18 protein-coding genes, 2 pseudogenes and 1 other annotated feature are annotated in these 20784 nt (G+C 60.8%); of the genes and pseudogenes, 5 read left to right on the forward strand and 15 right to left on the reverse strand.

Annotated elements, in window-relative coordinates; translation table 11 throughout:
- Window positions 1-18: 18 nt before the first annotated feature.
- From GGQ64_RS25065 to GGQ64_RS25090, 6 genes are read right to left on the reverse strand one after another with little or no spacing between them, the layout of a single operon-like run.
- Complete coding sequence (locus GGQ64_RS25065; protein WP_343059574.1) at window positions 19-1476, reverse strand: BatD family protein; 1458 nt, start codon at window positions 1474-1476, stop codon at window positions 19-21.
- Entirely contained in the window at window positions 1392-2960 is a 1569-nt protein-coding gene (locus GGQ64_RS25070; RefSeq protein WP_183808052.1) for a VWA domain-containing protein, read from the reverse strand. Before GGQ64_RS25070 ends, GGQ64_RS25065 begins: the two co-directional genes overlap by 85 nt.
- A complete protein-coding gene (locus GGQ64_RS25075; protein WP_183808053.1) occupies window positions 2957-3961 on the reverse strand; it encodes a vWA domain-containing protein in 1005 nt (334 codons plus the stop codon). The genes GGQ64_RS25070 and GGQ64_RS25075 overlap by 4 nt, the downstream gene beginning before the upstream one ends.
- A complete protein-coding gene (locus tag GGQ64_RS25080; RefSeq protein WP_183808054.1) occupies window positions 3948-4478 on the reverse strand; it encodes a DUF4381 domain-containing protein in 531 nt (176 codons plus the stop codon). Before GGQ64_RS25080 ends, GGQ64_RS25075 begins: the two co-directional genes overlap by 14 nt.
- Window positions 4479-5474 (reverse strand): DUF58 domain-containing protein, encoded by a 996-nt coding sequence (locus GGQ64_RS25085; RefSeq protein ID WP_183808055.1) that lies wholly within the window; start codon window positions 5472-5474, stop codon window positions 4479-4481. It abuts the gene before it with no gap.
- A 16-nt stretch (window positions 5475-5490) separates the two neighbouring features.
- Window positions 5491-6462 carry an AAA family ATPase gene (locus GGQ64_RS25090; RefSeq protein ID WP_183808056.1) on the reverse strand — a complete coding sequence of 324 codons (972 nt, stop codon included), beginning with the start codon at window positions 6460-6462 and terminating at the stop codon, window positions 5491-5493.
- Window positions 6463-6748: 286 nt separating this feature from the next.
- On the opposite strand from GGQ64_RS25090, the gene GGQ64_RS25095 reads away from it, so the two are divergent.
- The 4 genes from GGQ64_RS25095 (at window position 6749) to GGQ64_RS25110 (ending at window position 10441) form a co-directional block, all read left to right on the forward strand.
- Window positions 6749-7000 carry a hypothetical protein gene (locus tag GGQ64_RS25095; protein ID WP_183808057.1) on the forward strand — a complete coding sequence of 84 codons (252 nt, stop codon included), beginning with the start codon at window positions 6749-6751 and terminating at the stop codon, window positions 6998-7000.
- A gap of 33 nt (window positions 7001-7033) precedes the next feature.
- Window positions 7034-8020 carry an HAD family hydrolase gene (locus GGQ64_RS25100; RefSeq protein WP_183808058.1) on the forward strand — a complete coding sequence of 329 codons (987 nt, stop codon included), beginning with the start codon at window positions 7034-7036 and terminating at the stop codon, window positions 8018-8020.
- Between the two features lie 71 nt (window positions 8021-8091).
- A complete protein-coding gene (locus GGQ64_RS25105) occupies window positions 8092-9459 on the forward strand; it encodes a DUF3300 domain-containing protein (RefSeq protein WP_183808059.1) in 1368 nt (455 codons plus the stop codon).
- 25 nt (window positions 9460-9484) lie between these two features.
- Window positions 9485-10441, forward strand: coding sequence for a DUF2950 family protein (locus tag GGQ64_RS25110; RefSeq protein WP_183808060.1), 957 nt, complete (start codon window positions 9485-9487; stop codon window positions 10439-10441).
- Window positions 10442-10769: 328 nt separating this feature from the next.
- Here the strand turns inward: GGQ64_RS25110 and GGQ64_RS25115 are convergent, their stop codons facing one another.
- From GGQ64_RS25115 to GGQ64_RS28395, 7 genes and pseudogenes are all read right to left on the reverse strand, one after another.
- Window positions 10770-12581: a hypothetical protein gene (locus GGQ64_RS25115; RefSeq protein WP_183808061.1), complete on the reverse strand. Its 1812-nt coding sequence runs from the start codon at window positions 12579-12581 to the stop codon at window positions 10770-10772.
- A gap of 778 nt (window positions 12582-13359) precedes the next feature.
- Window positions 13360-13653, reverse strand: a complete 294-nt coding sequence (locus GGQ64_RS25120; RefSeq protein WP_183808062.1) for a type II toxin-antitoxin system RelE/ParE family toxin — start codon at window positions 13651-13653, stop codon at window positions 13360-13362.
- Complete coding sequence (locus GGQ64_RS25125; RefSeq protein WP_183808063.1) at window positions 13650-13892, reverse strand: type II toxin-antitoxin system ParD family antitoxin; 243 nt, start codon at window positions 13890-13892, stop codon at window positions 13650-13652. The genes GGQ64_RS25120 and GGQ64_RS25125 overlap by 4 nt, the downstream gene beginning before the upstream one ends.
- 189 nt (window positions 13893-14081) lie before the next feature.
- Complete coding sequence (locus GGQ64_RS25130; protein ID WP_210300455.1) at window positions 14082-14438, reverse strand: hypothetical protein; 357 nt, start codon at window positions 14436-14438, stop codon at window positions 14082-14084.
- Between the two features lie 212 nt (window positions 14439-14650).
- A pseudogene (locus GGQ64_RS25135) lies at window positions 14651-15821 on the reverse strand (IS3 family transposase).
- Window positions 15481-15597: a sequence feature (AL1L pseudoknot), on the reverse strand. (Overlaps the previous pseudogene by 117 nt.)
- A 259-nt stretch (window positions 15822-16080) precedes the next feature.
- Window positions 16081-16296: pseudogene (locus tag GGQ64_RS25140) on the reverse strand (helix-turn-helix domain-containing protein); the annotation flags it as partial.
- Window positions 16297-16428: 132 nt separating this feature from the next.
- Complete coding sequence (locus GGQ64_RS28395; protein ID WP_425488545.1) at window positions 16429-16671, reverse strand: WGR domain-containing protein; 243 nt, start codon at window positions 16669-16671, stop codon at window positions 16429-16431.
- 213 nt (window positions 16672-16884) lie between these two features.
- On the opposite strand from GGQ64_RS28395, the gene GGQ64_RS25150 reads away from it, so the two are divergent.
- The gene (locus tag GGQ64_RS25150) at window positions 16885-18084 is read left to right on the forward strand and encodes an ATP-binding protein (RefSeq protein ID WP_183808167.1); all 1200 of its coding nucleotides are present in this window, start codon (window positions 16885-16887) and stop codon (window positions 18082-18084) included.
- Window positions 18085-18090: 6 nt separating this feature from the next.
- Here GGQ64_RS25150 and GGQ64_RS25155 read toward each other — a convergent pair whose 3' ends face one another.
- Together GGQ64_RS25155 and GGQ64_RS25160 are read right to left on the reverse strand one after the other, a co-directional pair.
- Window positions 18091-19164, reverse strand: a complete 1074-nt coding sequence (locus GGQ64_RS25155) for a threonine aldolase family protein (RefSeq protein ID WP_183808065.1) — start codon at window positions 19162-19164, stop codon at window positions 18091-18093.
- Window positions 19165-19173: 9 nt separating this feature from the next.
- Window positions 19174-20742, reverse strand: a complete 1569-nt coding sequence (locus GGQ64_RS25160; protein WP_246422928.1) for a GMC family oxidoreductase — start codon at window positions 20740-20742, stop codon at window positions 19174-19176.
- Window positions 20743-20784 lie beyond the last annotated feature (42 nt).

The following is a 20784-nucleotide window of genomic DNA, read 5'->3' on the forward strand; positions in this document are numbered from 1 at the left end:
CCCTCCAAAATTCAAGCGCTACTGAACGGTTTCGACATCCGCCCGGGCATATTCCACCGGATTGAGGGGCGGCAGTGCCGGTGACTCGGGCGCTTTTCCGTTCTTGCCGGCAGCGGCTAGCCACGCATTCCGAGCCTTGCCAAGTCCGGACAAAAGCACGCTTGTGGTCGCCAGCGGCTCGCGCCCTGTCGGAACTCCATAGATGGCCTGCAGATGGGCATTGTAGGCCGTCAGTGTGTCTGCGTCGGCGAAGCGCCCGAGCCAGGATTGAAGCGGAGCAATCCCCGCCTTGCGCGACCACGCATCGATGGCCTTGCCGATCCCGACCGCCGAACCATCGTTGCAGGCATCCACGACGTGCCGGAAATAGGCTTCCTCCGATTGTCGCTGCTGTGACCGCCGCTCGGCCCACCGTGCCTCGAGCCGGGACAGGCCGCGCGCGAGAAGGGCCAGGACGAGGCCGGTGGTCAATGCTCCCATGACGACGGTACCCAGGCGGAGCCAGTCGAACGGCGGCGCATCCGATGGCGAGGCGGGCGGCGCGATCGGCGTCGGCGATGCGAGTGCCGGCGCGACCGTCACAGTCACCTCTGGAGTTCTCGCTGATTGCGTCTTCTCTGTCGCCGGGTCGAACCAGTTCAGCTCGATCGCCTGCAGCACATAGGTTCCGGGATCGGCGAAGAGGTAGCTCACCACATCCTTACGTATACCTGCGACCGGCTGACCGTTGCGATCCGTTTCATCTGAGAGCGACGGGTCCCGGTGGTAGATCCGCACGCCGTCGGGCGCCACAAGGTCCGGCTCGGGGATCATCATGGCACGCATGCCCTCGGCCCGGACGGTAATCGTCCGCACCAGCGTTTCGCCCGCGCTTAGCTTCGAGGGGTCCTGATCGAGTTCCTGCGTGACGCTTACCTTGGCCGCCACGACGCCCGGGCCGCCTTCGACACCAGGAGCTGCCTGCACGGAAAATCGCAGCGGAGGAATTGTGACCCTGCCCTGCGACACCTGCCCCGGCACTGCGGCGTAGCCGAACGGGATTTCAGCCGGCGGCAGGGCGAAATCGCCTGCGCGCTGCGGCGTGACGACATAGGTGCGCCGAATGCCCGAATACGCGGTTCCGTCGATCGTCTCGTTGAGGTTCAGGGCCTGTCCGTCCTGAAGCGTCACGATCGCGCCCGGAAGATCGATCGGCGGGAACTGGGGCGGCTGGAGGAAATAATTCGGAACAAGGACGTCAATGTCGACCAGGACCTCCTGACCGACATACAGCGTCCCCTTGGATTGCAGGACAGCGCGCGCAAGCGGATCGGCAGCCTGGCTGGTGGCCGCGCCCCAAAGCAGGCCGAGCAGCAGTGCGAGAAGCTGGACGAAGAAGGAGGGGGTAAAGGTCACTGTTTTGCCGCTCCGGATGCTTCGATTGCGAACTTGCGCGCCAGGAGATCGGCAGGCGAGACCTGGATATTGCGCATCCACAGTTCCGCCGATTGCGCACCGCCTCCGACCCTGCCCTCCTTGCCGCGCTTGCCCTTGTCGTCGAACTGGATCTTGTCCGGCGAGAGATCCGCAGCCTCCTGCTGCTGCTCCTCGTCTTCGTCGTCCTTCTGCTGCTTGCGGCGCTCCGCCAACGCCAGGTTGGCTTTCGCTTCTTCCCATTGCGGGCGCTGCTTCAACGCCTGCTGATAGGCCGCGATTGCTTCATCCGCCTTGTCCAGGTGCATCAGTGCATTGCCCTGGTTGAAGTAGCTCTCGGCCGTGGTCGATCGCGCGAACGCATCGATCGCGTCCTGATAGCGCCCGGCGCGGTAGAGCGCAGCACCCAGCCAGGCCGGGTCAATGAAATGTTCCCCCGCCGCCTGAAAGTCGCCGCGGTCGAAGGCCCGCTGCCCCTGCTGATCAGGTGTCAGCCAGGGATCGGCGAAATCGGCAGCCTGCGCCGGTGGCGCGCCTCCGAGTACGAGAAAAAGGAAAAGAGCGCCAAGCCAGTGGATCTTCTGCCCAGGTCGGAAGGTGAGCGCGGTGAGGAGGGCCACAGGGATGGTCAGGTACCAGCCGAAATCGCGCCAGCGCGTCAGCCCCTCCTCGGACTTCTGCGCGAACGAAGTCTGGATGCGGCGGACGATCCAGTCGACGTCGCCGTCATCGAGCGTCACGGTCGCGACCTGCGCAGGGGACGACGATTGAAGTTCCTTCAAGGCGTCGACATCGAATTGCGCCAGGACGCGCGCACCCGTGCGGTCGGTCAGATACTCGCCATCTCCGATTTTGACAGGGCCACCTTCCGGCGTACCGATGCCAAGGACCATCAGGTCGTTGCGTCCCTTGTAGCCACTGAAGGCGGGGAAGGCACCGCGCTCGACGCCATCTGTCAAGAACAGGATCGTGCCGGGGGCCGTCTCGTCGGCAAGTGCTGCCTCGACGGCTTCCAGGGCGCTGGCGGTATCCTTGCCGGGAACCGGCATCACCGCAGGCGAAAGGGCGGCGAGATAGGTGGCGACCAGCGCGGCGTCGTCGGTCAGCGGCAGCGCCATATGCGCAGAGCCGGCATAGGCAAACAGCGCCGTGCGCGCGCCCTGCCGCCGCGCCATGATGTCCTGGACTTTCAGCTTTGCGCGCTCGAGCCGGGTCGGCGTGATGTCGGTGGCGTTCATCGTCTGGCCGAGATCGATCACCACCGCCAGCGGTGCCGTATCCTCCACGAAGGGCGGGCGTTCGCGCTCCCAGGTCGGCCCTGCAACGGCAATCCCTGACAGCGCGACCAGGAGGGCGACGTGGTGGACGGGTCGCAGGCCGCGGACCCGTTCGCGGCCGACCAGAAGATGATCGAGCAGATTTGGAGCGATGAAGTTCTTCCACCGCGACCGCATGTCGGATTGCCGATCCAGCAGCCAGATCAGAAGGAGCGCTGCCGCTACTGCCAGAAGCCACCACGGCCGCAGGAAGTGAAACTCGGTGATCATGCCCCTGCCTCGCTGTCCCGGCGGTGGGACGCACCGATCGACAGGAGCCACATCACGACGTGATAGGCGAGCACCAGCAGCACGGCGGCGCCGAGCGGATAGTGGAACAGCTCTATGCGTGGCCGCCAGCTCAGGGTCTTCTGGTTGGCCGGCGTGATCTGGTCGAGCAGCGCGTAGATGTCGGCGAGCGACTTCTGGTCCTGGCCGAAGAAGTAGCGCCCGCCGGTCGTGGTTGCGATCTTCTCCAGAACAGCCGCATCAAGCTTCTCTTCCCCCTGCGCGGCCGGATCGCCGATCCCGACCGTATGGATGCGAACGTGATTGTCTTTCGCGATCTCCGCGGCCTTGTCCGCCGGCATCTTGCTGGCCGTATCGTTGCCGTCCGTCAGCACGATCAACACCTTGTCCGGTGCCTGGCTCTGTTCGAACATCTTGATCGACAGGCCAATCGCATCGCCCAGCGCTGTTCGCGGCCCGGCCATTCCCGGCAACGTGTCGGCGAGCATGGTGCGCACGGTGCCATGGTCCATCGTGAAGGGCACGAGCGGGTAAGGCGCGTCTCCGAAGGCGACAAGGCCAAGCCGATCGTTCGGCCGGCGCTCTATGAAGTCGGCGACCACCGTCTTCACGGCATCGACGCGGGCTTGCAGATTGCCCTCCGGATCGCGGAAGTCACGCGTGTCCATCGACTGCGAAAGATCGAGCGCAAGCATCAGGTCGCGTTGAGGCTCGGTCTTCTCGATCGGCGGCTCGACATATTGCGGCCTTGCCAGCGCCAGTACGACGAGAACCCAGCAGATCGGGCCGATGATCTTCTGCAGCAGGTTCGCCCGCGGCACGACGGAACCTTCGGTCGGGCCGATGCCGGCAGCCTTGGTGATGTCTTCAAAAAAGGGGATGCGCACCGCCGGGGTCTGCTCGCGGTAGGGTGGCAGAAGCCACCAGACGAGAAACGGAAGTGGCAGAAGCAACAGCAGCCAGGGATGGTCAAGGGTGTACATCGTGGCCCTCTATCCATCGGCGCGCGCCGGCAAACGCCCGCCGGGCCATGTCTTCATTCGCAGGTCCGGCCGCCGGCAGGCGATACTCGGTTTCGGCAAAGAAGCGATAGGTCTCGTCGTCGATCCCGGCCCTGCCGGCGTGTGTCCTGAGAAAGTCCGACCATTCCTGTCCGGCCAGTGCCGCCACTGCGTCGCGCGGCCAGACGGCAAGCGCCGTACGCTTGATCAACGACGGCAGGCGCTGCAGGGCGTCCGCCCGGCCGGCTGCCTGTCCCACGGCTGCCTCCAGCGCCGCGAGTTCCGCGAGCGCTTCGCGTCGATAGCGGTTCTGTGCCCGATGCCGACGCCAGTGCCAGAGGGCGAAGGCAAGCGCCAAGGCAATGAGTGCGGTAAGCGCTGCCCATCCCCATGTCGCCGGCATCATCGATACCGGCGACGGCAGGGCGATGTCTGCCAGTTCGCGCAAGGTGGCTGCCAGCATGGTGTCGGTCGGCGGTGGCGCGGCGGTGGGCTCCATTCAGCGCCTCCTCTGCCGCCATGCGAGCTGACCGAGGAGCGTGCGCAACTGCGGGGCAACCTCCTCCGCAGCGGAGACCGGCAACATCGGCAGCCCCATCTCCTTCTGCCAGGACAAGAGGTCCCGGCCCCGATTGCGGGCGAAGCTGTCGACGGCATCGCGGACATTGCTGCGGCCGAATTGCAATTCCGCCTGGAGCGCCCCGCCACTGATCACCATGTCGCCCTGGCGTGGAAGCTCGAGCAGGAAAGGGTCGTAGATGAGGATAGCGATCACGTCGTTTGCGACCGACATCTTCAAGAGAAGGTCGCGTGTAGCCGGCCCGTGCCCGTCGAAATCGCTGACGACGATCACCAGATGGTCATGCCGGGCGACTGCGGCAACCTTCGAGAGGACGGCGTCGAGTTGTCCCGGCGCCCGCGTTGCGTCCGACGTCGCGCTGAGCGCCCTGTTCTTGACCGATATCGCATCGGAAAAGCGAATGACGGCCTCGCGGCTGCGATGCGGGCGCACGGCTTCCTGCTCCCCGTCGTTGAACACCAGGCCGCCGACCCGATCGCCCAGCGCCATGACACGCCAGGCACAAAGGGCGGCGACTTGCGCCGCCGCAACCGACTTCATCGAACGCCGGCTGCCGAAGAACATGTTGACGCGCTGGTCGACGACGATCAGCGCGGGTCGATCCTTCTCCTCGTCATAGACCCGCACGAAGGGCTGCCCCGTACGGGCGGTAACGCGCCAGTCGATGGTGCGGATGTCGTCGCCAGGCATGTAGTTGCGCAGTTCCTCGAAGCTCAGGCCGCGCCCGCGCATGCGCGACTCGTGCCGGCCGGCGAGCAGCCGGCGAACCGGTGCCTTGCGCAGGAAGGTCAGGTCGCAGGCGATGGGCTCGAGTGCGGCGAGATCGTCGACCGTTACATAGACACCTTCCGTGCCCTTGGTAGCCGGAGGCGCCATCCCTTTCGTCCTGCCGAAGGCGGGTAGAGAAATCGCCATCGCAAGTCCCTCCCTGTCAAGCCGTGGCCACCTTCTCGACGATCCTGTCGATCGCCTGATCCGCAGTCGCCCCGCCCGCATGCGCCTCGTAGGAGAGCACTAGCCTGTGGCGGAAGATGCCGTGGACGGTCGCCTGGACGTCGTCGGGCGTCACGAAATCCCGGCCGTTCATCCAGGCGTGAGCGCGCGATACCCGGTCCAACCCGATCACGCCGCGCGGACTGACGCCGACCTGGATCCACTTTGCCAGGTCCGCATCGATCTTGTCAGGATATCGCGTCGCCATCACGAGTGCGACGATATAGTCCTCGATGGCCTTGGAGACGTTGACTTCGGAAATTTCCCGGCGCGATGCGAGCACGACGTCGGCGGCGAGTTTCTCCGCGGCGGCGGCCTTGCCATGGGTCGTCTTTTCCTCCGAACGGACAAGCTTCATGATTGCGGCCTCCGAGGCCGCATCCGGATAATCGACGCGGATGTGCATGAGGAAGCGGTCGAGTTGCGCCTCGGGCAACGGATAGGTGCCTTCCTGCTCGATGGGATTCTGGGTCGCCATGACGAGGAAAAGTTCCGGCAGCGGATGGCTCTCGCCGCCGACCGTGACCTGCCGCTCCTCCATCGCCTCCAGCAGCGCCGACTGGACCTTGGCCGGTGCGCGATTGATCTCGTCCGCCAGGATCAGGTTGGCGAAGACGGGACCCTGCTGGAACTTGAACTCGCCCTTCCCGCCTTCGCTGAAATAGATCTCCGAGCCGGTGATGTCAGACGGGAGCAGATCAGGGGTGAACTGTATGCGAGAGAGATCGGCGTCAAGGTTCTTGGCGAGGCTCTTGATCGCACGGGTCTTGGCAAGGCCGGGCAGCCCTTCGACAAGCAGGTGGCCATTCGACAGGAGGCCCAGCAGGAGGCGCTCGATCAACCCCTCCTGCCCGATGATCGATTGTCCCATTCTCGCAGCAAGTTCGCGGATGTCGTCTCGATTTCCCATCGTTTAGTCCTTCGACCGTTGGCATATGCATGGAGCACAAAGGTGCGTCTGAGACTGAGACGGCTACAAATCGCCGCTGTCGGAGAATGCGGTAAAGAGCGGTTGGCACAAGATCTTCGCGGGTTCTACACTTGGTAGATCACCACCGGGCGGCGAGGGCTGCAACAGAATTCTCGCCGAATACCACTGCGCAACCCTATGAACATGTTCGTACCTGTTCGCACCTAGCGTGCTTCGAACAACGCGCGACAATTGCTCGATCGTATGTCCATCCGGGTTTGCCGTCATGTCGGACTTGACCGCGGTGATTGGCCACTTTCCGGCCCATGAACTCACAATCCGGCGCCTCTATGCGAACGCACCCGATTTCCGGGTGCTTTGCGAGGACTACGAGGCCGCCCGGCGTGCGCTCGAACACTGGTGCTCCGATGGAATCAAAGCCGAAGACTTTCAGCGACTGCTTGCGGAGATCGAAGACGAGATATCCGAGGCCCTGCAGAACTCATTCAATCGGATCCGACGCAACCCGGAAACCTGAGCATTCCGGCTTCATCACCCTGGAGGTCCCGAAATGATCACACTCCGCCCTGCCGCCGCCTGGACCGCGGCACTCATCTTGCTCGTCGCTCCCATCGTGGCCATGGCGGATGACCTGCCGTCCTGGAACGACGGGGCAGCGAAGCGGAACATCATCGAATTCGTGACGGCTGTTACGACCGCAGGCGGTCCGGACCATGTCGCACCTGCCGATCGCGTGGCGGTCTTCGACAATGACGGCACGCTCTGGGGCGAACAGCCGATGTATGTCCAGCTTGCCTTCGCGCTGGACCGCATCAAGGCGCTTGCCCCCGATCACCCGGAATGGAAGGAGACCGAACCCTTCAGATCCGTGCTTGCCGGCGATCTCGCAGGGGTCGCGGCTTCCGGCGAAAAAGGGCTCGTCGACCTCGTCGGCGTCACCCATGCGGGCATGACCAGCGACGAGTTCACCGGGATTGCCGGCGACTGGATCGACACCGCCAGGCACCCGAAGACCGGAAAGCCGTATACGTCGATGGTATTTCAACCGATGCTCGAGCTGATCGCCTATCTCACGGCAAACGAATTCAAGGTGTTCATCGTCTCCGGCGGCGGGATCGAGTTCATGCGGCCCTGGACGGAACGGATCTACGGAATTCCCGCCGAGAACGTCGTCGGGTCATCGATCAAGTCTCGGTACAACGACAAGGGCGGAAAGCCCGCCATCGTCCGCCTGCCGGAAGTCGATTTCGTCGACGATGGCCCGGGCAAGCCGATAGGAATCTATAGTCACATCGGTCGACGCCCGATCGCTGCCTTCGGGAATTCGGACGGCGACTTCCAGATGCTGGAATGGACGACGTCGGGACCGGGGCGGACCTTCGGCCTGATCGTTCATCATGACGACGCCGAAAGAGAGTACGCCTACGACCGCAACTCACACTTTGGGAAGCTCGATCGAGCCCTGACGGAGGGCCCGAGACGCGGCTGGAACATCGTCAGCATGAAGAACGACTGGAACAAGGTGTATCCGCGGTAGCCGCAAATGCCGCGTTCGCAGTGCCTCACAGCTCGTTTCTGTTCGTATTTTTACCCCGGGAGCATCTGACAGTGACCATTGCCTTCAGCCTCGTCGGCCGCACAGTCGGTTCATTGATCGTCACACTCCTTCTTACAGGCAGTCCGCTTCTGGTTTCCAATGCCAGCGCGCAAGACAGCTCTCAAAGTCAATCTGCCGTCGATGGCAGCGAGAGCACGCCCGACCTGCTCACGGAGGAAGAACTCGAAGTGCTCGTGGCACGGATCGCGCTTTATCCTGATGAACTCGTCGCGGTGATCTCGTCTGCTTCGCTGTTTCCCCTCCAGATCGTGGAAGCAGAGCGATTCCTTCAGCAATCAAAATCAGACAAGAACCTGAAGCCCAGGGATAGCTGGGATGGCAGCGTGATCTCGCTGCTGAACTATCCCCAGGTCGTCAAGATGATGAGCGACGACCTCGACTGGACCCAGGCGCTCGGCAGTGCGCTGTCCTTCCAGCAAAAGGACGTGCTGATTGCCGTTCAAACCCTGCGCGACAAGGCTGTGGCGGGCAACGTCATCAAGAGCGACGACAAGATCACTGTCGTGAACGAGGGCGACAATGTCGTCATTCAATCCAAGGACCCGGAGAAGATATACGTTCCACAGTACGAGCCGCAGATGCTCTACGAGCCAGGCTACCCCCCTGCTCCGCTTGCCTATTACCCCGATCCCTACCCGAACTATTATTATCCAACAGCGCCCTTTTTCGCTGCCGCCGTCACCGGGGTCGCATGGGCATCCGTGATGGACTGGGACGACTGGGGCGTGTGGGGAGGCGACTGGCACGGAGGCGACGTCGATATCGATTGCGATGGCTGCTTTAACAACATCGACATCGATCGCGACAAGCTGAAGTTCAACGACGTCGACTGGAAGAATGTCGATCGATCGAAGATCAAGTTTGACCGGAACCAACTCAACAGGATCGACCACAATGCGTTGAAAAGCGACTTCAAATCGAACCGAAACAACAACATTTCCGAGCGTGCAAAGAACGTAAGGCGCGGGCACGGGGACACGATTTCTGGCACTCATCCTAAGGTATCGGTCGGCGACATCCGGAAGAGCAAGGTCGATGCAGACCGAATTCGTGGTCGCGAAAGCAGCATCAGGCCGGGCAACGTGAGGCAGCCTGCGACCGCCCACCGACAGGGCGCTCCCGATACGCACATCGGTTCGAAGCACACTTCCCAGCACGTGACGCGCCATGCGAGGCAACCGAAACCGGGAGCACATGCCCAAAGACATGCCACCGGAAACCATTCCGTGCTCGGCCATCCGGGAAATCGCCATCAGACCCACCTCTCGTCCAATCGAGGGGGGCACTCTATGGGTGGCGGGCATCGCGGCGGCGGCGGGCACAAAGTCGTCAGGCACGGCGGCGGTCGCCATCGCTAAGGAAGGTGCAAAGGAGATGTTCACGATGAAAGCACTTCGCAACGGTATCGCCGCCTCCCTGTGCGCTCTCCTGCTCGGCACCACGGCACTGAACGCGGTCGCGCAGGTCACAGATTCCGGTACCGAATCCTTGAACGCGTACGTTGCCTCCGAGGAGCCGCAGACATTTGCAACAGCCGAGGAGGCCGTCGAAACCTTCAAGTCGACAGTGGCTGGAGGGGACTTCGACAAACTGGTCACTCTCCTCGGGCTCGACGTCGCCAGAACAAGGCAGAGCGACGGCGTAATGGACGCCTATGCCGACATCCAGGCCCGCGTGAAGGAGCACGTCGGCGTTCAGGACGTCAACGGCAGAAAGGTGCTCGAGCTTGGAGGCGAGCGTTGGCCGTTTCCGTTCCCGATCGCAAAAGGTGAGGACGGCAAATGGGCTTTCGCCACCTATGTCGGCCTGGAAGAGGTCGCCAATCGCCGGGTCGGCGAGAACGAGCTTTCGACGATCGCGACCCTGCATGCCTATGTGGAAGCGCAGGAGCGGTATGCCCTTGCGGACCACGACGGCGACGGCGTTCTCGAATACGCGCAGAAGCTCATCAGCTCGGACGGCGCGCAGGACGGGTTGTACTGGCCGGCGGATCAGTTTGGCGGCGAGGAAAGCCCTGCCGGGCCCGCTTTGGCAGATGGCGATGCGTTGCAGTCTGCCAAAGCGGGTGACGGCTTCAATGGCTATCACTATCGCATCCTGTCCCGTCAGGGGGACGCAATTGCCGGCGGTGCCCATGACTATCGTATCAACGGCAACATGATCGCAGGCTTTGCTCTGGTGGCATGGCCAGTCGACTATGGAATGAGCGGTGTCAAGACCTTTGCCGTCGACCGGCACGGGATCGTCTACGATGCGGACCTCGGTGAAAGAACTAGCGACGTTGCGGCAGGGATAGAAACATTCAACCCCAACGACGATTGGGATATCGTCGACGACTGAGACTGACTATGCCTGTTCAGCAGGAGCTCGTCGCCTCTGCTCTCCGGCGGAAATTCGGCTGCGGCGGCAAGGCGTAGTAGGACGTTGCATCGATTGTGAAGCAACTTCTCCGCGCTTCACGACCGCCACCACCAAGGAAGCACGCATGCAGCCACAGAAACGTCTCATTGAGGAGCACGACAGTAGCAACCCAGGAATGGATGGATTGCCGGAGGGACTTTTACCCAGGAGATTGACCCGACCACGTGCCATGTCGGTTTCCGCTGCGTCATACGCCCGTGACATCGCTCCGGATCTAAGTGCCCTGAACAGACGTGGCGCGAACGCCTCACGGAAGGCCCGTAATCTCGTCGGGTTCCGTCCATCCTGCTTTGCGAAGACCTGCCACAAGGGCGACAATAATAGGATCAATTGCCTGGTGTCGGCGGTACGCGGCCGCAGGGTCCCTGTAGAGCATCGGCGAGATCTCGGCCATCTTTGCGAGGGCCTCCGCTGCGGCTGTCTTGTGGCCCATGGCACCTTCGGCAATTGCCACCAGAGACCAGCTTACGCTCGAGCCGTCAATGCTTGAGGCCCTGGCGGTTTCGAGCATCTCCTCGTGTCGCCCCTTCAGGTAGTGATCGATAGCAATAAGGTGCCGATACCAGCCAGGCGGATTGACCGTGTTCGCGATCGCCTGCTGGAGGTAGGGAACTCCCTCTTCGAAACGTCCGCGCACGGCTAGCCGCCAACCGAGTTGAGCCAGCGTGTCGGGATCGTTCGGATTGAGTTCCAACGCCCGCCGCTGGATGCGCTCGCTCTCCGGATAATTGCCCATGTAATGGTGGATCGAAGCTTGGGCCTTAAGGGCGGTGATATTGTTACTGTCTAGCGACAAGGCGTGAGCAACCGTTGACAACCCACGCTGGAAGGCCGCCCAGGCGTCTCCGTCAACTGCCCAGCCGAAGCGCCCAGCGTCCATGTGCAGCCAACCAAGCATCGCCCAGGCGTCAGCATACTTCGGATCTTGGAGGACGGCCTGCTCGAGGCAGGTCATGACAGCCTTGTGTCCCGCCGCCGTGAACGACCGCCGATAGGCGAAGGCGCGCAGAACGCATTCATAGCTTGACGTGCTCGGCGCGGCTTCATCCCGCAATCGGTTGCTCTCTTCCGTTCGGATGACGCCGTAGGGTTGCCCAAGCGCCGACGCCACCGCCGATGCGATTTCGTCCCGAATTGCGAAAAGCGAGCGAGTTGATCTGGGCCGTTCGAAAGTGCCGATCCACATGATCCGACGCGTGTCAACCTCAACGAGGCGCGCCGAGATCCGAATGGAATCAGTCCCCGCATCAAAGTGGACGCTTCCGTCCACAATATAGGTCAGGCCGAGGCGATCGCCGATTTCCATAGGATCACTGGTCATCGTCCCGCTGGTCGTTGCCTGCGGCAAGTACAAGCGATAACCGGAAAAGCGGCTCAGGTCCGCCATGATTTGATCGGCGAACCCGCTTCCAAGCGCGGCATGCTCGGCGTCGCTTCCATCCGTCGCAAACGCCATCACTGCAAGTGCCGGACCGCGACTACTTTCCTGACGGGCCAATCCCGACCGCGACCAGTAGACATAGCCGGTACTGACAACGAGTAGCGCGAGAACGAGTGCTACGCCCCATGCCAGCCGCCGAGGTCGAGCCAGCAAGCTCAAAGGTGCCCGTGGAGAGGGATCGGTGGCAGCGACTTCCTCGGCCTGCAGTGAAACGGTTGTCGCAACCTCCCCGATGTCCTTCTCCGACCATTCGATGGTCGGTGCATATTGCCCTTTGGGAATGGAGATACGTATCGCATTGTCTCGTCCGGATGACGCATAGTAACCGTCGAGGTCGTGCCGCAGCCGACGCGCTTCAAGACGCACGATGGGATCGGTCTGGGGGTCGAAATCGTCGTCACGGCCGAAAACCACTGTGGCGATTGTATACCCCTTGAGCTCGCGATCCCTGCCCGCAAGCATCTCTTCAACGAGATATCTCAGCAGCTTTCGGCGACGGGGTGTGCCCTTGAAATCAGAACTGTCGAGGATTCTTTGAAGCTCATCCTGCACCGTCGCCAGGGGCGGGCAGGAACTCGACGACGCTTCGGCATATTCTTTCTGCCATCGTGTTGGCATACGGACCTCCGCGGGGCGTGTGCCGCATTCAACGTCGGAACCGTAGGGAAATCCAGTGCAAAAAGTGCACTGGGTATATTTTCCGTTCCAACGTTAGCGCCGTCCCTGGTGCATTATGCCGTTTCGACGCCTGTGTTCGTTGGGAGCGGCAGCTTCGCGCCAAAAGCTTACTTGCGCTCACGGATCGTACGGCCTCGGCTAGCGCTCTGAATTCTTATTCTGCACCAAGTAAATGCTTTTGGTTTCGATACTTATCGTAAACGCCATTTCGGGTGCTGCTAAAGTTGACGACAATAACGCGACGACAAAAGCGACGCCCTTCTTAACGCCGACAGGTCAGCCGGACCTCCACGCCTGACGAGGGCCGCGGAGGGAATACCGCGCTCGGTGAACATATCGGTGAACTGGATGGGAGCCGCAAACTAAACCTCATGCCCACGCGCTATGAGTCCTAGCTCTCACTATAGCGTGCCGAAGCGAATGTCCGCGCCATTTGGACGCTGCCCCGAGCCTGCCGGCCAGGTGTGGGCGCCAGATGTTTCATGCTTCGAGCATAGCCGATTTCCGCAATTGCCGCACCGCGGACGTGACACCCAAGCGGACCGACTGCCTCAGGAACTCCGGCGAGTGGCGTAGACGACCGGATTGGGCGCGCAAAGTGCCCAAGGCGGTCATTGCTGACAGGGCGTCCCTCGGGGCCAAACTGATTTGTGAGCGCATGCACTTGAACCAATTCGAACCTGACACGCACAAATCCCACAGCCCCATCTGAGGGGCGCTAAATTGAACTACCTGCCCAATCTTCATGCCCGTGGCAAATTCGTATTACAAAAATTGTCTCATCGTCTTCGATCCTATAAACAATTAGATGCGCTTTGAAGGGATGAATTCTAATGGGTGGATCAATCTCATTCCGTTCGCGCGCGATGCGCGGGTTGACAGCTATCAGATCAAATACTGCGAAAAGTTCATCGTGGTAGCGCTTTGCCTGGCCTGCTCCGAACATACGGACACCTTGCTCGGCGATCGCAATAATGTCCTCTTCCGCTTCGACAGAAACCTTAAAACTCATGGCTTGCTGGCACGAGCCATCGCTTCAGCAAAGAGGTCATCCTTTGATCGGATGCCCATACCACTTTGGAGCCCGGCCTCGACGAAGCTTTGCATCGCGGCGATCTTGTCGTTTCGTGTCTGATCACGTCGGATCAGGTCGCGCACGTAGTCGCTAGCATTTGAATATCGCCCGGTCCTGGCCTGGGCCTCCACCCAATCCTTCATCGGGGCTGGAAGAGATACATTCATCGTGGCCATGATAACCTCCATTTGAAGGTAGCATAACCGATTTTGGCAAAGTTTGTCAAAGGCTCGAACGCGTTGGTGAGATGCAGGCCCGCTCATATCGACAGCTGTACATTCAATGACTTAGAAAGGATTTTAGGCGTATCCTCGATTGTGGAATTCCTCCGTCGACTCTTTCCACGCTTGGCGTGATGACATCGGTCACGCAACTGACCGAGACCGGATGCCGCTGCGGACGAAAGCGACCGGCGTCTGCTGTCCGCATCCGGGAAGTTCGTAGTCTGCAAGGCGGTTGCTATCGAAAAAGTGGGGAAACCGGTCGCCGCGCACCGTGCAATCAAGATTGGAGAGCAGACCGTCCTTTAAGCATAGATCCGGCCATGAATTGAGACGTCCTTCCCTGCCTGCCATGCCGCCTGCAGTGTGCGAGCAAGTCGCCATAGCCGAGTCCTGGAAGATGGCGGCGGATTGGTCCGGGAACTCCAGGGCCTCGTCCATCGTGTGGATGAACAGGAAACCGAGGAGACCAATCGTCATCGCCAGCAGGAAGTCCATCATCTGTAGTCCCGTCCGCGTAAGGCCGGGTGTACCCATCCGGCGAGGACCGCGGTCTGTATGCTGTGGCACCATCACACTTCGGAAACTCCTTATTGGCAAACTGCCCGCGGCTTCAGTGAGGTGTGCGGATGCGGTGCAAGTTGAGAACGGTGTTCCTTTTACTGGTGGGGATGTGAACCGCCCCGGCTTTGCCGGAGACCGTTTGGTTTAAGTTACGCGGCCATGGCTGGTGCGTCCAGCATGGCGTAATATCGGTCTTCGGCCTCGGCTGGCGGAATGTTTCCGATGGGCTCCAGAAGGCGGCGGTTGTTGAACCAATCGACCCATTCGAGCGTGGCGAACTCCACTGCTTCGAAGTTTCGCCATGCCCTCGCCGGTGGATCACCTCGGCCTTGTAAAGACCGTTGATCGTTTCGGCGAGTGCGTTGTCATAACTGTCGCCAACGCTTCCGACAGACGGCTCGATGCCTGCCTCCGCCAACCGTTCGGAATAGCGAATGGAGACGTATTGCGAACCGCGGTCGGAATGATGAACCAGCCCGCCGCGATGAACGGGCCGCCGATCATGAAGCGCCTGGTCGAGGGCATCGAGCACGAAGCCCGCATGGGCAGTCCGGCTTGCCCGCCAACCGACGATGCGACGGGCAAAGGCATCGATGACGAAGGCCACGTAGACGAAGCCCTGCCAGGTCGCCACATAAGTGAAATCCGAAAGCCACAGCATGTTCGGCGCGGGAGCGAAGAACTGTCGGTTCACCCGGTCGAGCGGGCATGGGGCGGCCTTGTCGCTGATCGTCGTGCGGATCGGTTTGCCGCGAATGATGCCCTGCAGTGCCATTGCCTTCATAAGCCGAGCGACAGTGCAGCGGGCGATGTCGTAACCCTCCCGTAGCAACTGTCGCCAGACCTTGCGCACGCCATAGACCTGGAAGTTCTCGTTGAATACCCGGCGTATCTCGACCTTCATGGCAATGTCGCGTCGGGCGCGGGCCGACAAACGGTCCACGTCGTTGCGCTTGGCGATGACCTCATAATAGGTGGACGGGGCAATCGGCAGCAGTCTGCAGATCGGCTCGACCCCGAGCACCGAACGGTGTGCATCGATGAAGGAAATCATCGCTTCAGTGGGCGGTCGAGCTCCGCCTGGGCAAAATATGCAGAGGCTTTGCGCAAAATCTCGTTGGCCTGACGCAACTCACGGTTCTCCCGTTCCAGCGCTTTCATCTTCTCCGCGACGTCACTCGGCAAACCTGCCCGCCTGCCGCTGTCCACCTCGGCCTTCTTCACCCACTCATTGAGCGTATGCGCCGAGCAGCCAATCTTGGCGGCTATGGAAGATATTGCCGCCCACCGGGAAGGATGTTCGCCTTCATGCTCCGTCACAATTCGAACGGCGCGAGCGCGGACTTCAGGGGAGAACTTGTTCGTCGTCTTGCTTGTCATAGACCCTACTTCTCACGAGTTGGGGTCTCCGGCAAAGCCGGGGCGGTTCACATCCCCACCAGTAAAAGGAACACCGTTCTCAACTCGCACCGCATCCGCACACCTCACTGAAGCCGCGGGCAGTTTGCCAATAAGGAGTTTCCGAAGTGTGATGGTGCCACAGCATACAGACCGCGGTCCTCGCCGGATGGGTACTGTGCGCCCTCCCGGCCTCGGTCTTCAGCCAGCTAGCGAGTTTGTCGGCGAACGGATCAAGCTTGCTCGGTCGTTCCGGTACCGTGAACGTCGGCTCGATCGTACCAGCACTCAAATACTTCGCGATCGTATTGCGTGACAGCCCGGTGCGCCGGCTGATCTCGCGGATCGACAGCTTCTCGCGCAGCGCCATCCGACGGATGATGTTTAAAAGTCCCATGTGGATCACTCCGTTGCCCCCGTCGCTCACCGCGTTGGGGGAAGGTTCACATGGCTCAATTCTCAATGGAAATTATGCGCCTAACCGGCTCAGTTCTGCGCGGAAACCAACAGTCGTGCACCTGTGTTGGCGTCACAGCTGTCTGTAGCCACGCCGAGCCTTGGCGCTGGACCAGCGCTCGAATTGCTTTGTCGCCTCCACAAGAGATGGCGTACGGCTCGCAAGTTGACGCCCATGCGTACCGATCCGACCCCACCGGCGCACGATCAGAGTCTCACCGAAAAGATCCTGCTGAATCTCGACAACGTAGAACCGTGACAGATTGCCGGTTGTATCGACACGTTCCAGATAGATGTCTCTTACGCTGCTTGTCATGCGCCGAGTATCAATCCATGCGTCGGACACGTCCAATGAGTTCCATGAATCGGATAGCTGCCATCGATTCACGACTTTGATGGGTCACTCCGAACGAGAACTGTTGCTGTGACGACGGCTTCCAACGCTCCCCGTGTTGGCGAACGGTCCCGCGCGGGAAGAACGGACTCAACAATTGACCGCAAATCAAAAATATGATTTATGATTTACGGCATGATGATTTCGCGGCCTCGTATCGAAGCTGCCCTCGAGCGCGCCTTGGCACGCGCGCCCGTCGTCGCGCTGATTGGCGCACGACAGGTCGGCAAGACCACGCTTGCCCGCAAGCTTGCGGATCGAGCGAAAGGCACACTCTATCTGGATCTGGAACGGATAGCAGATCGCCGCAAGCTGGAGGATGCAGAAGCATTCCTTCAAGCGCAGGCTGGGCATTTGACGGTGCTGGACGAGGTACAACGGCTGCCTGAGTTGTTCGCCGAATTACGAGGGATCGTTGACGATCGGCGCGCCGGAGGCGAGAGATCCATGCAATTTCTGTTGCTGGGCTCAGCATCTTTGGACCTGATCCAGCAGGTATCGGAAACGCTGGCAGGGCGAATTATCTATCTCGAGATGCCACCGATCGGTGCGGAAGAGGCTGTAGCGGCTTCTATTGATATCGACCGGCTGTGGCTGCGCGGCGGCTTTCCCGATAGCCTGACCGCGGTAACGGACGAGGAAAGTTACCTCTGGCGGCAGGCTTTTGTCCGAAGCTACCTTGAGCGCGATGTCCCCATGTTTGCTCCGCGCATGCCGGCCGCAACGATCGGTCGTCTTTGGACGATGTTGGCCAACGGACAAGGAAACACACTTAACAGCGCTCGGCTCGCCCAGGGCCTGGGTGTGTCGGCCCCCATGATTGGCCGGTATATTGATCTTCTTGTTGATCTCATGCTGGTTCGGCGCCTCCAGCCATGGAGCGGCAATCTCGGCAAGCGCCTCGTGAAGTCCCCCAAGATTTACGTCCGTGACAGTGGGCTTGTGCACGCCCTCCTGGAAATCGGCACGCTCAATCAATTGTTGGGACACCCCGTTGTCGGGCCAAGCTGGGAGGGGTTTGTGATAGAGACGCTTATCGACGCGGCTGGGCCTGATGTGGCTCCTTTGTTCTACAGAACCGCCGACGGTGCAGAGATCGACTTGGTGTTCGAACAGGCTGGCAAGCCAACGGTGGCGATCGAGGTCAAGCGCGCCAGCGCTCCGCAAGCCGAGCGCGGGTTCTTTGTCGCCTGTGACGATCTTGAAATCGAAAACAGAATTGTTGTTGGCGCAGGTGCGGATGATTATCCGGCGAAGGGCGGGGCCAAGGTACGCACGCTGCTATCGGCGGTCAAAGAAGTCCGCGAAATTCTGAAATCACCCTTTGCAGCGTAACCTAATTTATGGAACTATTCTGGCAGCCCAGTGGACCAGGTCATCAACAGCATTCGACTGCGTAGCGAATGACGTGACGAATCGGAAAATCCGTCGATGGGTTTTTGCTCCTCTTGTCCATTTAGCGAAACGGAATCCCGAAGCAGCGAGACGTTCAGCAACCTCCGACGGCATCCAGACAAACACCTCATTTGCCTGGACTGGTTGGGCGAGCTCTATATCAGGCACGCCGGTCAATCCCCCAGCAAGCCGCCTGGCCATCGAATTCGCATGCGACGCATTGCGAAGCCAGAGACCGTCCTCAAGATATGCGAGAAGCTGCGCACTCAGATAGCGGCTCTTAGACCAAAGATGCCCAGAGCGCTTTCGTTGCGCCGAAGCAGCATCGCGGTGGGAGGCGTCGAAGAGGATCAGTACCTCCGCGGCAAGGGCGCCATTCTTCGTAGCGCCCAAGGAGAGTGCATCGACCCCTGCCCTCCAGGTCATGTCCGCAGGGCGGGCTTTCGCATGAACCAAAGCGTTGGCAAACCTCGCGCCGTCCATGTGCACTGACGCGCTGTAACGCTCGGCCACGGCAGCCAGGGCGCGGACCTCCTCGACGGAATACGTCAGCCCCCACTCCGTCGACTGGGAGAGACTGACGGTCACGGGTTGAGCGGTCTGAAAACCCTCCGTCCGCGTCTTGTTGAAGATCGAATCGACCGCCTCAGGGGCAAGCTTCCCGCCTGGCGAATGCAACCCGAGCAGCTTGGCCCCGCCAGTAAAAAATTCCGGAGCCCCGCATTCATCGGTGTTGATATGTGCATCCTCGGCGCAAATGGTGCTTCTGTAAGGAGCGGTCAGGACCGAAAGCGCCAAGGCGTTTGCGGCAGTACCTGTCGCGACAGGAAACGCGATAAGGTCCGTCTCGAAAACCTCGCAAAGCCTTGACGTCAAACGTTCAGTGATAGCATCAAAGCCGTAGGATGAGGCATTGCCGTCATTGCATTCGACCAGTGCCTTCATGATTTCCGGAGAGACGCCAGCAACGTTGTCGCTGGCAAAGTTGCGATCGCTCTCGTTGAGCTTGCTTATATCCATCAGCGCGATCTACCTCCAGCGCCGAATGTCGTCGGCGATCTTTTCGCCGACCATGATGATCGACAGGTTCGTATTGGCCTGGCAGTCGAGCGGCATGATCGAGCCGTCGACAACACGAAGGCCTTCCACACCCCTCACGCGCGCCTGGAGGTCAACGACAGCCTTCTCGTCACCGTCCGGGCCCATGCAGCAGCCACCAAGGCCATGCTGCGCATCCGAGCAATGTTCGAGGAGCAAATCATCGACCTGCTGGTCGCTGGCGTCGTCAAGCCATGACAGCGGGAGATCGGTATCTGCCAGGGTCATCTTGTTTGCCAGTCGCTGCAAGGGACCCTGCGAGGCAATCTTGCCGAGATGTCGGTAAGCCAGCCGCATTCGCTGGAGGTCGATGGGATCATCGAGCATGTTTTCATCGATGACCGGTTGATCGCAATGCCGGGGCGTCGAAATGCGCACGGTGCCGCGGCTTTTCGCCTCCATCAGGATAAGGTTCACCATCGCCTCTCCGAACTGGGCGCTGTCCGGCCTCACTCCGACGCCCCCGTGGTTCATCGCGTTGTAGAGAATGTCGTGTGGGACGCCGCCAGCGACGCCCGAACTCATCTTGACGCAGCAGTTGGTGTGCCGTCCGTCGGTATCCAGCACCTTAAATTCCGGCTTCAGGTCAAGCTCGATGCGGCAGTATGGGTGGTCGAAGAACCCCTCGCCGACGGGGAGATCGGCGACGACAGGAATTTGGTGCTCTCGAAGAAGAGCCTGCGGACCCACTCCGGATCGCTGCAGGATCGCCGGCGAATGGATCGCCCCGGCGCAGAGGATGACCGAAGCGGCATGGAACTCCCGCGCTTCGTCGGACACGAACGCGCTGACGCCCACGGCCCGTTTGTCCTCGAACAAGATCCGATCGACGGTCACGTTGCCTACGATCGTCAGGTTGTCACGGCTGCGGGCCGGCTCCAGGTATCCGTCGTTGACGGAGACGCGGCGGCCATCCCGGCTGTTGATGGCGTAGGTGCAGACACCGTCCGCATTGGGCGCATTCAGGTCGTCGTGCCACGGGTGACCAACTGCCATTGCACTATCACGCATAGCCATATCGACATTTCCCCATCGGTCGAACGGTGCCCGATAGATCGGGATTGGACCGCCCTTGCCGTGATAAGGCGCTTCGATAGGGTCATCCTCGAGCTTGTTGAAGTAGGGAAGGACATCCTCGCCAGACCATCCCGTGCACCCGATATCTGCCCATCGATCGAACGCATGGAGCACGCCCCGTATGGCGATTTGCGCGTTGACCGCACTAGACCCGCCAAGACCCTTCCCCCGCCAGTAGATACGGTGATCCTGCTTTTTCGTCCGGCGCGCCATGAGATCGGCGTACATGTATTGCTTCTGGAAATGCTCCGGCAATATGAGGTTGAAGACGTTGGCGCTGGCCATTTCAGTGGGCTGATCACCGCTCCGGTAGTCGGGACCCGCCTCAAGAAGCAGGACCCGACGGCTTCGGTCTTCGCTCAGGCGCGCGGCAACGACTGCGCCGGCAGAACCTGCCCCTACCACTATGACATCATACGACAAGGAAACCTCCTGATTGTAATCCCGGAAAAGAGAGGGCTCGTT

This window comes from Mycoplana azooxidifex, assembly GCF_014196765.1.
Lineage (GTDB): Bacteria > Pseudomonadota > Alphaproteobacteria > Rhizobiales > Rhizobiaceae > Mycoplana > Mycoplana azooxidifex.